We start from the raw sequence: 14,707 nt of genomic DNA on the forward strand, positions 1-14,707 counted from the left end.
CATAGCGGCAGGGCAACTCCTGTTACCCATCCCGAACACAGCAGATAAGCCTGCCCGCGTTCCTTACTGTACTGAAGTGCGCGAGCCTTCGGGAACTCTGGATCGCTGCCATAATCCCTTTCATTTCCTTAATTCTGTTTTTCTCTTTGATTTTTCCTTTTTCTGATCCTTATTTCCCTTTTAGTCCGCTTGAGTGAAGCGAACCGGACGGCGCACTGCAGAGCCGCAACTCTGCTGCGCGAGCCTTCGGGAACTCTGGATCGCTGCCATAATCCCTTTCATTTCCTTAATTCTGTTTTCTCTTTCCTCAATTCTGCTTTTCTTTTTCTGCTCCTTTCGTTTTCTTTTTTCCTCCGGTTGGTTAAGCGAAGCTTTTTGAAAATAAACAGGGTCCGGTGTCTAACCGCAATTTGTCAGTTCATCCCGGTTCCGGTCCCTTCCCGCAAGGGGCGCGCCAACCCGCCCGCTGCGGCGGGCGGCTTTGACCTTAAAACTAAAAGAGTATTGTCCGGACCAGGCCGGCCTATCAATTCAGAAGGATTTTTTGAGATTGAGACTCCCGGAGACTCTTGATTTGTTTCAAGCTTTTCTTGTGGGTGTTTAAGTTCTGGAGAGTAGTTCAACTTTAAATTTTTTGACATATCTCTTTTAATAAAAATCAAGCATATTTCTATATGAAGACATATTTGATTTTTTTAATAAACTTCTTTAAATAAAACTCAGACACATCTCTATGTGAGGATTCTTATGGATTATATCGAGATATGGAAAGGGGTCATTCAGAGCCCCTCGGAATTTTATCGGAAAATGCCAAAAGCCGGGGGATACGCAGACCCGATTACCTTTGCCGCCATCAGCTTTGCCGTTTACGGGCTTTTAACCGTGCTCTTCAACCGCGGGATGTATGGAGGTGGAATGTACGGGGGCAGGGAGTTCAGTTTTTTCATGGTGCCTGCGGCTGTTATCATTACTCCTATCTTTGGGGTAATTTCCCTCTTCATCGAAGCTGCAATTCTTCATGTAATTTTCAAGGTGCTTGGTGGAAGCGGAACCTATGAGGGCACGGTCCGGTTCATAGCTTACGCAACTGCCATACTGCTCCTGTCCTGGATTCCTTTCATCGGATGGATCTTCGGGCTATACGGGATATACCTGTATATTGTGGGGGGCAGTTTTGTACATAACGTAAGCATGGGAAGGGCTGCAATAGCCGTACTTCTACCCACTGTGCTCCTCTTACTGCTGGTCGTGGTCCTGGCAGTTCTGGCAGGATTGCTCTATTCCAGCGTTGTTATCTGAAAATAGGTTTTAAGGCTCGTCTCCTTTCAGGAGACATCCACATATTTCACCAGAGTGGGTGACGGGACGAAAGTTAACTCCAGCTCTTTCGATAATTACTTGGATTTTTCCGGATGCAGGTTTTATTTTGTCGCCGGGAAAATTGCCCGAAAGTCCGTCTCCACTCCTTAATTGTCTCGCATCCCCGTCCACTGAAGCGGGCGGCTATGTCCATTATGATAAATATATGAAAAGTTTTGAAACAAATCTCATCCTGTTTAATTTGAATAAATTTTTTCGGACCCCGGTTTTAAAGGTCTTGATTTAAGGCGCTTCTCGATGGATCTAATCTCTAACTTCTCATCTTCTTTTTATAAATTTATTTAAATAATTATCCGTCTTATTTATAATTGGGGTTGTCCTATGGATTACATCGATACATGGAAAAGTGTCATGCAGAGTCCTTCGGAATTTTATCGGAAAATGCCGAAGACCGGAGGATACGCTGACCCTATTATCTTTGCAGCAATAAACTTTGTAGTATTCGGACTTATGACAGCACTGTTCAACCGTGGAATGTACGGTGGGATGTACGGTGGAAGGGAATTCAGCTTATTCATTGTTTTCGGGGCTGTGATTTTGGCCCCTATCTCTGGTGTCATATCCCTCTTTATTGAAGCTTTGATCCTTTATGTCATTTTCAAGGTGCTTGGGGGAAGCGGGACATATGAAGGTACTTTCCGTTTCATAGCTTACGCAACTGCCGTACTGCTCCTTTCCTGGATCCCTTTTATTGGCTGGATCGTCGGGTTTTACGGGATATACCTGTATATTGTAGGAGGTATGTACGCTCATGATGTCGGTATGGGAAGATCTATAATAGCAGTTCTCCTGCCGACTGTCCTGGTCATCCTGCTGTTCATTCTGATGGGATTATTCGCTTTTTCCCAGTTGTTTGTTTGAGGAAGGACAATCTCCTTTTCAGGGGATTCTTCTTTTCAATTTGTAGCTGTTAACATCGTTAATTCCCTCTAAAAGCAGTATCAAGCTAAAAACTTATATACGATTGAGTACTTTAGCAATCTGCACAGTTCTCACTGCCAAGGTGGCGGAACGGCTACGCAATCGCCTGCAGAGCGATTTCACTCCGGTTCGAATCCGGACCTTGGCTTCTATTCTATTCGGATTGGTTTAAAAATTTACAATCTGAAGATTTATATATAATAAATACATTAATCGACTTGCTTCATGCCAAGATGGCGGAACGGCTACGCAATCGCCTGCAGAGCGATTTCACTCCGGTTCGAATCCGGATCTTGGCTTTTTCCTTTTTCAATAATTTTTTAGTCGATGTTTTTCGTATTGAAGTGATTTTTTTTCTTGTTTCTATCTTTCCTTCTTTTGTTCTCTATCTTTTCTTCTTTTGGTTTCTATCTTTTCTTCTTTTGGTTTCTATCTTTCCTTCTTTTGGTTTCTATCTTTCCTTCTTTTGGTTTCTATCTTTCCTTCTTTTGGTTTCTATCTTTCCTTCTTTTGAATTCTTCGCATCCTTCATTTTTATATAAATTGGCTGTTAATTTCTGGGCATGGACATCGATGAACTCATGCGGAGGCTTTTCGAACTCTATCCCGAAGGCTATACCGACGGCTCAAGAGACCCCTTTTTCGTACTGATCTCTACAGTTATGTCCCACAGGACCCGGGATGATGTTACCTATCCGGCGGCAAGGAAGCTTTTTGAGAAGTTTTCCACTCCTGAGGAAATGTTAGAGGCTGATGTAGAGGAAATTGAGGCTCTTATAAAGGATGTGGGTTTTTACAGGGTCAAAGCCGGAAGAATCAAGGAAATTTCCCGGATTTTGCTTGAGGAATACGGAGGCAGGGTTCCTGATGATATGGAAGTTCTTCTTAAGCTCCCTGGGGTCGGCCGGAAGACCGCCAACTGCGTGCTTGCGCATGCTTTTCTTAAGGATGCTCTCGCCGTGGACACGCATGTCCACAGGATCTCGAACCGGCTTGGCCTGGTAGAGACAAAGAGCCCGGAAGAGACCGAGAACGAACTGAAAAAGCTTTTTCCCAGGCACTACTGGAAACATATAAATCTCTTGCTTGTAAAGTTAGGGCAAAACATTTGCAGGCCCCTTTCTCCAAGGTGTGAGGTCTGCATCCTGAACGATATGTGCCCGAAAATTATCCTGTAATTTGAATTTCTATAGGAATATTCTGTAATCGGGAGCTTCCGGGTATTTAGGAATCGAAATCCAGAGGACCTTTAAAGGTTGGAGGAAAATTTGTTCGGGACGATACGAGATTATTTATATAAGGCTGGCATTCAAGCAGGCAAAAGGCTTATGCCTATTCCTTATTTCGACTGCAAATTCGCTATCGAACGGGATATTATCTAGAAATTCCAATATTATGGTTATCGCATTTACGAGGTCAAATATGTTTCAGATAGGAGAAGCATTAATGGGGCAGGGCTCAGAACTTGCCCACGTTGATTTGATGATAGGAGACAAGGGAGGTCCGGTCGGGCAGGCTTTCGCAAACGGCCTGACCCAGCTTTCAGCAGGACATACCCCACTCCTGTCCGTTATCAGGCCCAACCTGCCGCCCAAACCTTCCACCCTGATCATCCCGAAGGTTACGGTAAAGAACATGGACCAGGCAGCAAAGATTTTCGGACCTGCCCAGTCAGCTGTTGCGAAGGCAGTTGCAGACTCCGTAGAAGAGGGCGTAATCCCTAAGGAGCAGGCTGAAGAACTTGTCATTGTGGCAAGCGTTTTCATCCACCCCGAAGCCCAGGACTACAACAAGATCTACAGGTACAACTACGGGGCCACAAAACTCGCAATCAAGCGCGCCCTGGAAGGCTTCCCGGACATCGACACAGTGCTTGAGGAAAGCAACAAGTCCACCCACGCAATCATGGGCTTCAAGGTCACCAGGCTCTGGGACCCACCCTACCTGCAGGTTGCCTTTGACAACCCGAACCTGGAGTTCGTGCTTTCAGCCATCTCCCAGATCCCGAACAGCGACCACGTCATCATCGAAGCCGGAACACCCCTTATAAAGCGCTACGGCGTAGACGTTATTTCGAAGATCAGGCAGGTTAGACCCGATGCCTTCATCGTTGCTGACTTAAAGACCCTGGACACAGGGAACCTCGAAGCCAGGATGGTTGCAGACGCTGCAGGCGATGCCATTGTAGTCTCGGCCCTTGCCCCGATCAGCACCATCGACAAGCTGATTGAAGAGGCCCACAAGACCGGTATCTATGCAGTCATGGACACCCTCAACCAGCACGACCCTATCTCGGTCTTAAAACAGCTCAAGGTCATGCCCGATGTAATTGAACTCCACCGCGGAATCGACATCGAAAACACTGAACATGCCTGGGGCAACATTGCCGAAATCAAGAAGATCGCTCCAAAGGCCCTGATTGCAGTTGCAGGCGGAGTCCGCCTCGACAAGGTGCCTGTGGCCCTCAGCCAGGGAGCCGATATCCTTGTGGTCGGAAGAGCTATTGCAGGTGCAAAGGACATAAGGGAAGTTGCCGAGCAGTTCATTAACAGCTTGAACAAGCCGGAAATCGACCAGTTCAGAGTCATGACCGACTTCTGAGCGGGCCTCAATAACTTCCCGTAGCAGCCGGAAAAAGAGCTGCCGGAAAAATGAAGTATGTAAGCGTTCCGGCAGAAACTTACCCGAAGAAAGCGTGGTTTTCCACGCTTTTTCTTTTTCCATTTTCTTTTCATTTCTCAGGAGGGGATTTTTCTTGGGTTCACCTTTCATCTTACTAAATTACAAGACTTACATTCAGGGCACAGGCCTCGGAGCAGTTGAAATTGCAAAGGCTTGCAGAGCTGTGTCCGAAGAGTCAGGCATCGAAATTGCAGTGGCCCCCCAGCTTCCGGATATCTACAGGGTAGCCTCGGAAGTTAAGGTACCGGTCTTTTCCCAGCACATGGACGGGATCGGCGCAGGGAGCTTTACCGGGCACATCTTCGGAAAATGCATAAAAGAAGCAGGGGGAGCCGGGACCCTTATCAACCACTCGGAAAAGCGCCTGACCCTTGCGGATATCGAAGCTTCCCTGAGAGCGGCAAAAGAGTTCGGGCTCAGGACCGTGATCTGCACGAATAACGTTCCGACCACAGCCGCAGCAGCAATCCTTGGTCCCGATTACGTGGCAATCGAGCCCCCCGAGCTTATCGGAAGTGGAATCCCGGTCTCTAAAGCCGACCCGGAAGTGGTGAGCGGCTCTGTTGAGGCAGTTGCAAAAATCAACCCCGGAGTAAAGGTACTCTGCGGCGCCGGAATCTCAAAAGGTGAAGACCTCAAGGCAGCCCTTGACCTGGGTTCTGAAGGCGTGCTTCTTGCATCCGGAATCGTGAAAGCTAAAGACCCGAAGGCAGCGCTGGAAGAACTTATCAGCCTGGTCTGAAGGGAAGCTCTGAAGATTCAATCAATGGGATAATAAAAAAGAAATAAAAAAGAACTGCTTCTTTTCAGCAGCAGTTTTTCTTATTTTTAATTTTTTCAATTCATGGTTGGGATTATTTTAATGCTTGATTAGGGGCTCAATAGTCCTTTCATTCCCCTATTTCAATAATCAGCAGGTCAGCTTCAGTTTTAAGTTTCCGGTCTCCTGCAACTTTTTCGTTATAGATTTTGCCATGTGCTGAAGTGGTTTTCATTCCTTTCGAGGCAGGTTTTTCTCCCTTACCCTGCAGCCTAGCCCGCAGAGAAGGGCTGTGACTTCTTCTTCGACTGCATCCGCATCGCAGTCCCCAAAAATCGTTATCCTGTAAGTCACTCCGAGCTTTTCCATTCCCTTTTTTTCTTTTTCGGTTTCCAATTCCCTGGCCCCTGCGGCGTAGACATCACTGATTTTGCAAACCGCCAGGTGTTTATTTGTGCAGATTGCCCCGAGGATGATTTCAGGGTCCGCCCCTTCCGGGATAAGGACTGCAATGTCCCTTATTGAACGTTTCAGGTTTTCCTTTCTCCATTCCCGAAGTTCGGCCTCGGAAAGTAGGCGGAGGTTTTCAAGCTTGAGCTTTATGAATTTGTTTTTTATATCAGGGGCGGTGCCTTTTGCTACCAGTTTGGAGAGGACAACCTCGTCCGGGCCGGCCTTTTCAAGCACACCTACGTGGGTTTTTCCGGAATAGAAATGGGAAAAGCCGCAGACTTTCCCGACAGAGTTCAGGATTGTCTCGTATTCCGCTATCCTTGAGTTGATAAGTTTGTCCGACCTGCGAAGCGCATGGGCGGTGTCCCCGTATTTCCGGGCAGCAGCTTTCATCTTCCTGACAAAGCTTTCCTCATCATGGGCCCGCACAAGGCCTGAAAGCTCCTGGCATTCCTTTATGAACGCCTCGTGCACCTCAAGGACGCCAGGGTTTTCCATCTGGATCAGGGCGTAAAGGTAAGGGTTCTGCCCGAGGATCCTGCCCACGAAGTCCAGCATGATGTCGTAGACAGGGCTTACGAATTTCCTGGATTTCTTCACGTCAAAGTCGAGCCTGTCGATGGTCGTCCCTATGCTTATGTAGGCAAAATGAGTGAGCCCCTGCACGACCGAAACAAGCCGGTCGTGTTCGGCTGCGGTGGTGATTTCCACATGGGCTCCTCCTTCTTTAAAGAGCTCCCTGATTACCGGGAACCATTTTTCCGAGCGCCCTTCAACCGGCACCAGGATCACGGTCTGGCCCCGGAGGGTGGGAATTGTGGGCCCGAACATGGGGTGCGTACCCAGGACTTCGACTTTGGCAGGGGCAAACTTCTTCATGGCTTCCACCGGCTTTACCTTGATGGAAGTGAAGTCCATAAGGAGGCTTCCCGCTTTCATCTTCGGGGCAGTTTCGGCAATCGTTTCCTCCGTTGCGTTGATGGGCACGGAGACGATCACTATGTCACTTTCGGAGATAGCCGCGTCAAGGTCAGAAGCAAAAGGGACTTCCAGTTTCCTGGCAATTTCCACCTTGCCCCCTTTTCCCCAGACTGTGACTTCGTACCCCCTTTCTTTAAAAAAGCGGGTGAACCACTGCCCCATCTCCCCGGTCCCGCCCAGGATCAGGACTTTTGTTTTTTCGGGGTTCTTTTTTTCAGGGTTCAAGCCTGAAGAGCCTCCAGTACGGTCTTTTTCATGATTTCCACTGGAGGTTCAATGCCTGTCCAGAGGCGGAAAGCTTCTGCGCCCTGGTAGACAAGCATCAAAACTCCGCTTACGGTTTTTGCCCCTGCTGCTTTTGCCTCCTTTAAGAGCCTGGTCTCCAGGGGGTTGTAGACGATGTCAAAGACCGTAAGGTCAGGGTGGAGGTCATCGGCTACCGCGACGCTTGAATCTGTTTTTGGGTGCATCCCCAGGGTCGTGGTGTTAATAAGGACGTCTGCTTCCCGGAGGAGGGTTTTCAGTCCTGCAAGCCCGGTCCCCTTAACTTTTCCAGAAAGTCTGGCAGCCGAGATCTCTTCTGCAAGTTCGACTGCCCGTTCTTCAGTCCGGTTTGCAATTATTATTTCTGCCCCGTCGGCTGCAAGCTGGAACGCGATCGCCCTTGCCGCTCCTCCTGCCCCTGCAACCACCACTCTTGACCCCTCTATTTCCACTGCAGACTCCAGAAGTGCCTGCCTTGCCCCGAGCCCGTCGGTGTTGTAGCCCAGGACCTCTCCGGCTTTCCCGAATACGATCGTGTTTACGGCCCCTATGCTTTCTGCCAGGGGGTCAGGTCTTACGCAGTCCATTTTCAGAGCAGTCTCTTTCAGGGGCACGGTCAGGTTAAGCCCCCCAAAGCCCATGGCTTCGGCTCCAAGGATTGCTTTTTCCAGTTTTTCCGGCCCGACCCTGAAGGCATGGTAGGCGCAGTCCATCCCCAGGGCGGAAAAAGCTGCGTTGTGCATGGCAGGGGAAAGGGAATGTTCTATTGGGTCTCCGAATACCCCGAATACTCTCTTCATTCGAGCAGCTCCATTATCTTTTTTACTTCATCCACAGGCAGCTGCCCCGGGGCTGCGGCTGCAGCACTTTCGACCGAGGCATAGGTCAGGACCGAACCGTAAAAAGGAGCAATTACCCTTGTATGCCTCCCGAGTTTGCCCATAGCAATAGTGCATACGGGCTTTCCGGCTCCCCGGGCTTCCAGGGTAAGCCTGAGCAGGTCTAAAACGTCCTGCATAGCCTGCGGCATGACGGCAATTTTGGCAATGTCTGCCCCCGCCAGGAACGCCTTTTCAATAATTGACTCCATTTCCTGAAAAGAGGGGGTTTTTGAAAAGTTGTGGGACGAAATTATTACTGTTTTCCCGCCGGTTTTTGCTGCTTTTATCACTTTATCTCTTTCTTCTTTTCCGGCCGATAGTTCAATATCCACAGCATCTGCCCCTCCTTCAGGGGAAAGCAGGCTTATGAGAAGTCCGGTCCTTTCCTCTTCTCCTCCCTCCCATTTCCCTCCTTCTGCAGGGGAGCGGTTTGTGATGAGGACCGGAAGCCCTGTTTCGGCCTTTATCTTCCGGACAAGCTCGGCAGCCAGCCCGAGGTCCCTGATCCCCAGCAGGTCCAGCCGGATTTCCAGGATGTCAGCTCCCAGTTCGGCTGCTTTTTTTGAAGTTTCCAGGGGCTTTTCAGGGATCACTGCGACAATTGCAGCTTTTTTTTCAAGGTCAAGGGGGCCTATGCACTTCATTGCTTGCTCCGGGTCTTAAAAATCACATTTCCGGTTTTAAGAATAGAGGGCCTGAAGGTGATCCTTTTCCGGAGGAATCTTTTTCCGCAGGCCGATTTATTTCTATGATTTTTTTATGACTTTTTGTGATTTTTTGATGGGGTTTTTATTTTTCAATGATCGTTACTTCTCTATGACCGTTACTTCTCTATGACCGTTACTTCTCTATGATCGTTACTTCTCTATGATCGTTACTTTTCAATGATTGTTTCCTCAATCTTCTTCCCGAAATGCCTTGCCCCTTCTTCCAGGCGGACCAGGACTTCATCCCCTTTCTTGAGCTTTGCAACCGAGATCGGGTTTCCGTCTTTTCCTACCAGCTTTATGGTTTCGGCATTTTGCAGGATTGCGGTTAAGGTCCTGTCCCCGGCTTTTGCTTCGATGAACATGAGGGGGCGGCTTTCGATTTTGACCCTGCCCACGATTCCTTCCCGCTGTTCCCCTCTGGAGTTTACGATGGTCACAGGGTCTCCTGCCCTGAGTTCCGAAAGGTAGCGGGTCTTCTCCCCGATTTTTATGTAAGAATGAACCGCACCCGCATTTACCCTGAACGGGCGGGCTGCCACATAGGGGCTGTCGTCGGACTCTGAGTTTACCAGGAACATCCCGCTTGCCTGCGAGCCTATTAACATCCCTTCGCCCTTATGCATCAGGTTGCAGGTATCTACGCAGACCCGGTCTCCCATCCCGAGGGGTTCGACCCGGGTTACGACGGCAGGCTCAAGCTCGGTGCTTTCGCTTTCAAGTTCCCGTGCAGCTTTGATTGTGTCCTTTATTTCCTGCGGGTCTCCGCTGTCCAGGAGGACTCCGTCTGCCCCGCTCTCAAGGGTCTGGAAGGCAAGTTTTGCTTCTTCTGCGCTCTTTACCCCGAAAATGATCTTCACGTTCTGGCGCTGGAGTTCGGCAATCAGGTTTTCCAGGGGGATTACTTTCCAGTCCGTGCCCGTGACCAGGAGGTAGTCACAGACTTTCCCGAGTTCGGCTGCAAAGTGCTCGTAGTGTTTGTCTTTTATAACCACGTATCCGCCCACGCTGAGCCCCTTATCCATGAGCAGAGTTGCTGCGTTTATGTCAAAGGAACCCGGAATTTCCATAGGCAGGGGCTTTGTCCCGTCGCCTTCGCTTCTCTTTCCCACGATCACGATGTCAGCGCCGGCCTTATTGTCACGGGCAAAAGCTGCAACCGTGATGTTCCCGAGTTCCCGGACCTTTTCTACGTCTCCTGCGTTTACGAGCACGCAGTCGGCTCCGGACTCAAGGCCGGTCGTGATCCGGTCCTTTTGCTCTTCCCATCCGCCTTCATCGGCTTTTATCCATACGCTTTTCTTCTGCAAAGGCTTCAACTCCGGTTATCCCTAGTTTTTTCCAATTATTTTTGTTTTTACTGCTTTTCCGGTTATCTGCTTTTTTCCGCTTTCAATTCTCTGGCGTCTTAGATTCCCTTTCTGCCTCAGCTTCCCATTTAAGCAGCTTTTTATTTAAGCTGTTCCAGGGCCTCTTCAACCGATTTCCTGTGGTGGACTATAGTGCAGATTGCCCGCGTCAGCCTTACCGGGTCTTTATGCTGGAAGACGTTTCTCCCTATGGCAACTCCCCTGGCTCCGGCTTCCATTGCCCCGTCGATCATTTCAAGGAATTCCAGGTCAGTTGAAGTTTTCGGTCCGCCCGCAACTACAACAGGTACAGGGCAGCCCCTGATAACGGCTCTGAAACTGTCAACGTCTCCGGTGTATACGGTCTTTACCACGTCTGCACCGAGTTCGGCTCCAATCCTTGCGGCGTGGGCTACATTTACCGGGTCATGGGGGTTCGTGATTTTTTTGCCTCTGGGGTACATCATTGCAAGGAGGGGCATTCCCCACTCCGTGCAGTCCCTTGAGATTGCACCGAGTTGTTCGAGCTGGTCGGTTTCAGTCTCAGACCCAACGTTGATGTGCATGGATACGGCGTCTGCCCCCATCTTAATGACTTCTTCTACGGTACAGACCTGTACCTTGGCATTGGGGTCCGGGCTCAAGGCCGAAGACGCGCTGATGTGGACTACGAGCCCGATGTCGTGCCCGTATCCCCTGTGCCCGTACTTGACCATGCCCTTCTGCATGAGGACGGCATTTGCTCCCCCTTCCGCAACCCTGTTTACGGTGTCTGTGACATTGATCAGCCCTTCAATAGGCCCGTCGGAGATCCCGTGGTCCATAGGAATAATGACCATGTTCCTGCTCTCTCGGTTCATCAGCCTTTCTATGCGTATTTTTTTCCCAATTTCTGACATCGTGCTTCCTCTTCAAGTGTAAGATTATTCTTCTAAACGGCGGCTTCGTCTGGATATCTTCCGTGCTACTATGTCACATACTAACACAGTACTTGTATTTAAAGCTATTCCAGGTTACACCCGTTATTTCTGATTCAGCCATATGTCAATGAACATTTTTGAACTTTTCTGTATATTTTTGTACTTCAAAGCTGCATGCAGAAAGGTCGAAAACCTGGTAAGGGCAGAGGAAAGGGTTCGATTAGAAGCCTTGAAAAAGGATTCAAGAATGGGACAGGAGTAGAAACCCTGGAAACAGGCGTTGAAAGGATGCCGGAAGGGTGCCGGAAGGATACTGGAGACTGACAGGATATAATAGATACGAGATTTAAAATAGGATAACATGGGCTAATAGAGTAAACTCAGAGCGTCAGAACCAGGTTACATTAATTTAAACAGGAACGGAAGAACTCATGAGAGAATTGAAACTCCTTGTTGTAAACAACTACGGACAGTTCTGCCACCTCATCCACCGGGCTGTCCGGGACCTTGACATGGAAACAAAAATCGTCCCCAATACGACTCCTATCGAAGACATCTTGGCCGAGGAACCGGACGGGCTGATTTTAAGCGGAGGGCCGGAAATGGAAAGGGCAGGCCTCTGTTTCGATTATGTCCGGGAAATTGATATCCCGATCCTGGGAATCTGCCTCGGGCACCAGGCAATTGCCCTTGCCTACGGGGGACATGTCCATCCAGGAAAAAAAGGCGGGTATGCAGAGATTGAAATTGAGGTTATCGAAGAAGACGACATCCTCCGGGGCCTGGGCCCTAAAACCACGGTATGGGCCTCCCATGCCGATGAAGTCGCTATCCTCCCGGAGGGCTTCATCCACCTTGCCAGGTCCGAGATCTGCGAGATTGAAGCCATGCGGCACCCCACAAAACCAATCTACGGAGTCCAGTGGCACCCCGAAGTCTCGCACACCGAGAAGGGCGAAGAACTGCTGATGAACTTCTTTGAGGTTTGCGAGCAGTATTGAAATGTGAAAAAATACCAACTGCAAAAAACGATTAACTGTGAAAATCTACTCACTGTGAAAATCTACTTGTAAATCACTGCTTCCAAAAAAACAATTCTAAGTAAGTTGTTATTAAAAAAACAGATATCGGGATGTTTACATCCCGAGCTTTTTCTTCATCATTTTCTGGATATTGAATTTTCCGCCCCTGAACCCTTTCAGGGCAGTCTGCATGGTCTTGTGGTACTTCAGGAGTTCCCGGACCTCCTCAGGGCTGCAGCCTGAGCCTCTTGAAATCCTTTTGATCCTTGAAGCCCCTATGAGCCGGGGGTCTGTCATTTCATCCTCGGTCATGGAGTCCATGATGACCTTGTAGTTTTTCATCTTGTCACTGGTGGCCTGGAACATTTCGTCTGATAACTTCATGCCTCCCATACCCGCGGGAAGCATGGACATGATCTGTTTTAAGGGCCCCATCTTGTTCATGGCTTCGAGCTGCTTGTACATGTCCTTCAGGGTGAAGCGTCCCTGCATCAGGGCGTCCACATCCACGTCTTCTTCGCTCAGGCTTTCCTCGGCCTTTTCCATAAGGCTCTTGAGGTCGCCCATTCCGAGCAGCCTTGAAATGAACCTGTCAGCTTCGAATTTTTCGAAGTCTTCCGGGGTTTCTCCTACCCCGATGAAAGCAATAGGTGCTCTCGTCTCGGCAACGGCCGAAAGGGCTCCACCACCTTTTGCGGTCCCGTCAAGCTTTGTGATGATAACTCCCGTGATTCCTACCGAGTCATTGAAAGCGTGGGCCTGCTGGCTTGCTTGCTGCCCTATGCCTGCGTCCAGGACCATAAACTTGTGGTCGGGCTTTGCAACGGCATGGATCTGCTCCATTTCCTCTATCAGCTCGGCTTCAAGGGCGTGCCGGCCGGCAGTGTCCACGATTCTCACGTCGTATTTTTCCAGGGCTTTGAGCCCGTGCCTGACAATTTCCACGGCATCCGGGTTTCCCTCTTCCCCGTAAAAAGCCACGTTAAGCTTTTCACAGAGAATTTTCAACTGCTGGTAGGCTCCCGGACGGAAGGTGTCTGCGGCAATGACTCCTGCCTTGAGCCCTTTTCTCTGGAAGTAGCGGGCCAGTTTTGCAGTGCTTGTGGTCTTCCCGCTTCCCTGAAGCCCCACCATCATTATAATCTGGGGCTTGAGCTGGATGTCCGCTCCCTTCCCGATAATCTCCATAAGTTCCTGGTAAACGATGCGGATAACGTGTTCCCTCGGGTTCATACCCCCCGGAGGGTCTTCTTTCATTGCACGCTCCTTGATCTTCTGGGACATCCCCATGACAAGTTTTACGTTGACGTCGGCCTGGAGAAGGGCCCGCTGGATGTCCTTTACCACTTCGTTGACCGTGCGCTCATCAATGCGTCCCGCACCGATTAGCTTCTTGAGCGCCCCCTGTAAGGAGTCTCCGAGTTTGTCCATTACCATGTGAAAATCGTCCTGCCCGGTTTTTGAGGATGGATAAAAAGGTACCTTGAATTCTTCATTATTTGGATTTCAGTATTTTGGATTTCAGTATTTTGGATTTTTTTCTGATCCTGTGTAAGAAAGTAATCTTTCCTTAATAAACTTTTGAGTTCCCGTGTCTGAATCCGATACAGGGTAAAGTGGGGGTCAGAATTAAAATGTATCCGATAAGGGATAAATGGAGCCAGAATAAAGATACGAAAAAGTGTAATATAAAGGGTACAAAAATGAAACAAATTATAAAGAGAACCAAAAAAGAATTGAGGATAGCGGGGGATGGATTCGAACCATCGGTCTACGGGTTATGAGCCCGTCGGGATCTCCTGGCTACCCCACCCCGCTACAGGGTTTTACTTGTTGGGTCACATTGCCCAGGACAACTACCTGAACATACGGGGGATCATTTATATAGTTTTCGCTCGGGTTGACAATTTCGTCCCTGTCTGTTTCTATCTTTTGAGTGCATTGTGCATTAATTTTTGGGAGATTGGCAGTTTCGACCTGAATCCGGCGGAGTTTCTCAGCATTTCTCAGCATTTCTCTCTTTTTCTATCTTCAGAGTCCTTCAGGAAACATATTTGAAATCCAAAGCCCCAGTTATATTATGACCAGATGTCTATTCTGCGGCGCCTATTGCGAGGTTAAGTGCGGGGTTTACTGTGAGGGCTATCCGAAAAGCCCGGAGGAAAAAGAAGGTAAAGCAGGTGAAGAAAGTGCAGATATTCTTGGCTGCACCCAGATCGGGACCTCTTACATCTGTGACAGCTGCCTTAAGGACCTGAAAGAGGCTCTGGGGCTTACGATGAAGGGTTCGTGAAAGCAGGCTGCAATCTAAAAAAGCTAATAAGAACTGCGCTCTTAAAAACTAATACGAAAATTCATGCCCCACCCTTGATCCTACCCGTTTCTCC

14 protein-coding genes, 3 tRNA genes and 1 rRNA gene are annotated in these 14,707 nt (G+C 49.1%); 11 read left to right on the forward strand and 7 right to left on the reverse strand.

Going from position 1 to position 14,707, the window contains the following annotated elements:
• The 8 genes from rrf to tpiA all read left to right on the forward strand — a co-directional run.
• Positions 1–114 (forward strand): 5S ribosomal RNA (rrf, locus tag FTO70_RS12735); the annotation flags it as partial.
• Positions 115–747: 633 nt separating this feature from the next.
• Positions 748–1,299 (forward strand): YIP1 family protein, encoded by a 552-nt coding sequence (locus FTO70_RS12740; protein ID WP_255336136.1) that lies wholly within the window; start codon positions 748–750, stop codon positions 1,297–1,299.
• A gap of 402 nt (positions 1,300–1,701) precedes the next feature.
• Positions 1,702–2,241: a YIP1 family protein gene (locus tag FTO70_RS12745; protein ID WP_255336137.1), complete on the forward strand. Its 540-nt coding sequence runs from the start codon at positions 1,702–1,704 to the stop codon at positions 2,239–2,241.
• A gap of 136 nt (positions 2,242–2,377) precedes the next feature.
• Positions 2,378–2,449: transfer RNA gene (locus FTO70_RS12750), tRNA-Cys, on the forward strand.
• A gap of 79 nt (positions 2,450–2,528) precedes the next feature.
• A tRNA-Cys gene (locus tag FTO70_RS12755) sits at positions 2,529–2,600 on the forward strand.
• Positions 2,601–2,864: 264 nt separating this feature from the next.
• Positions 2,865–3,479 (forward strand): endonuclease III, encoded by a 615-nt coding sequence (gene nth, locus FTO70_RS12760; RefSeq protein ID WP_255336138.1) that lies wholly within the window; start codon positions 2,865–2,867, stop codon positions 3,477–3,479.
• Between the two features lie 244 nt (positions 3,480–3,723).
• Positions 3,724–4,902: a bifunctional 5,6,7,8-tetrahydromethanopterin hydro-lyase/3-hexulose-6-phosphate synthase gene (locus tag FTO70_RS12765; protein ID WP_255336139.1), complete on the forward strand. Its 1,179-nt coding sequence runs from the start codon at positions 3,724–3,726 to the stop codon at positions 4,900–4,902.
• A gap of 154 nt (positions 4,903–5,056) precedes the next feature.
• Positions 5,057–5,725: a triose-phosphate isomerase gene (tpiA, locus tag FTO70_RS12770; RefSeq protein ID WP_255336140.1), complete on the forward strand. Its 669-nt coding sequence runs from the start codon at positions 5,057–5,059 to the stop codon at positions 5,723–5,725.
• Between the two features lie 249 nt (positions 5,726–5,974).
• Here the strand turns inward: tpiA and FTO70_RS12775 are convergent, their stop codons facing one another.
• The 5 genes from FTO70_RS12775 to FTO70_RS12795 form a co-directional block, all read right to left on the reverse strand.
• On the reverse strand, positions 5,975–7,402 hold the full coding sequence (locus FTO70_RS12775) for a prephenate dehydrogenase (protein ID WP_255336141.1): 1,428 nt from the start codon (positions 7,400–7,402) through the stop codon (positions 5,975–5,977).
• The gene (locus FTO70_RS12780; RefSeq protein ID WP_255336142.1) at positions 7,399–8,241 is read right to left on the reverse strand and encodes a shikimate dehydrogenase; all 843 of its coding nucleotides are present in this window, start codon (positions 8,239–8,241) and stop codon (positions 7,399–7,401) included. The genes FTO70_RS12775 and FTO70_RS12780 overlap by 4 nt, the downstream gene beginning before the upstream one ends.
• Positions 8,238–8,966, reverse strand: a complete 729-nt coding sequence (gene aroD, locus FTO70_RS12785; RefSeq protein ID WP_255336143.1) for a type I 3-dehydroquinate dehydratase — start codon at positions 8,964–8,966, stop codon at positions 8,238–8,240. The genes FTO70_RS12780 and aroD overlap by 4 nt, the downstream gene beginning before the upstream one ends.
• A 230-nt stretch (positions 8,967–9,196) precedes the next feature.
• Positions 9,197–10,339 (reverse strand): 3-dehydroquinate synthase II, encoded by a 1,143-nt coding sequence (locus FTO70_RS12790; RefSeq protein WP_255336191.1) that lies wholly within the window; start codon positions 10,337–10,339, stop codon positions 9,197–9,199.
• Positions 10,340–10,479: 140 nt separating this feature from the next.
• Complete coding sequence (locus FTO70_RS12795) at positions 10,480–11,277, reverse strand: 2-amino-3,7-dideoxy-D-threo-hept-6-ulosonate synthase (protein ID WP_255336144.1); 798 nt, start codon at positions 11,275–11,277, stop codon at positions 10,480–10,482.
• Between the two features lie 195 nt (positions 11,278–11,472).
• Here FTO70_RS12795 and FTO70_RS12800 point away from each other — a divergent pair, with 195 nt between their 5' ends.
• Positions 11,473–11,622: a hypothetical protein gene (locus FTO70_RS12800; protein ID WP_255336145.1), complete on the forward strand. Its 150-nt coding sequence runs from the start codon at positions 11,473–11,475 to the stop codon at positions 11,620–11,622.
• A gap of 107 nt (positions 11,623–11,729) precedes the next feature.
• Positions 11,730–12,299 (forward strand): GMP synthase subunit A, encoded by a 570-nt coding sequence (locus tag FTO70_RS12805; protein ID WP_255336146.1) that lies wholly within the window; start codon positions 11,730–11,732, stop codon positions 12,297–12,299.
• A 135-nt stretch (positions 12,300–12,434) separates the two neighbouring features.
• On the opposite strand, the gene FTO70_RS12810 is transcribed toward FTO70_RS12805, so the two are convergent.
• Entirely contained in the window at positions 12,435–13,757 is a 1,323-nt protein-coding gene (locus tag FTO70_RS12810; RefSeq protein ID WP_255336147.1) for a signal recognition particle protein Srp54, read from the reverse strand.
• 306 nt (positions 13,758–14,063) lie between these two features.
• Positions 14,064–14,138 (reverse strand) — tRNA-Met (locus tag FTO70_RS12815).
• Between the two features lie 262 nt (positions 14,139–14,400).
• Here FTO70_RS12815 and FTO70_RS12820 point away from each other — a divergent pair.
• A complete protein-coding gene (locus FTO70_RS12820; protein WP_255336148.1) occupies positions 14,401–14,613 on the forward strand; it encodes a hypothetical protein in 213 nt (70 codons plus the stop codon).
• Positions 14,614–14,707: the final 94 nt, after the last annotated feature.

Origin of the sequence: Methanosarcina sp. KYL-1 (assembly GCF_024372725.1) — an archaeon.
Classification (GTDB): domain Archaea; phylum Halobacteriota; class Methanosarcinia; order Methanosarcinales; family Methanosarcinaceae; genus Methanosarcina.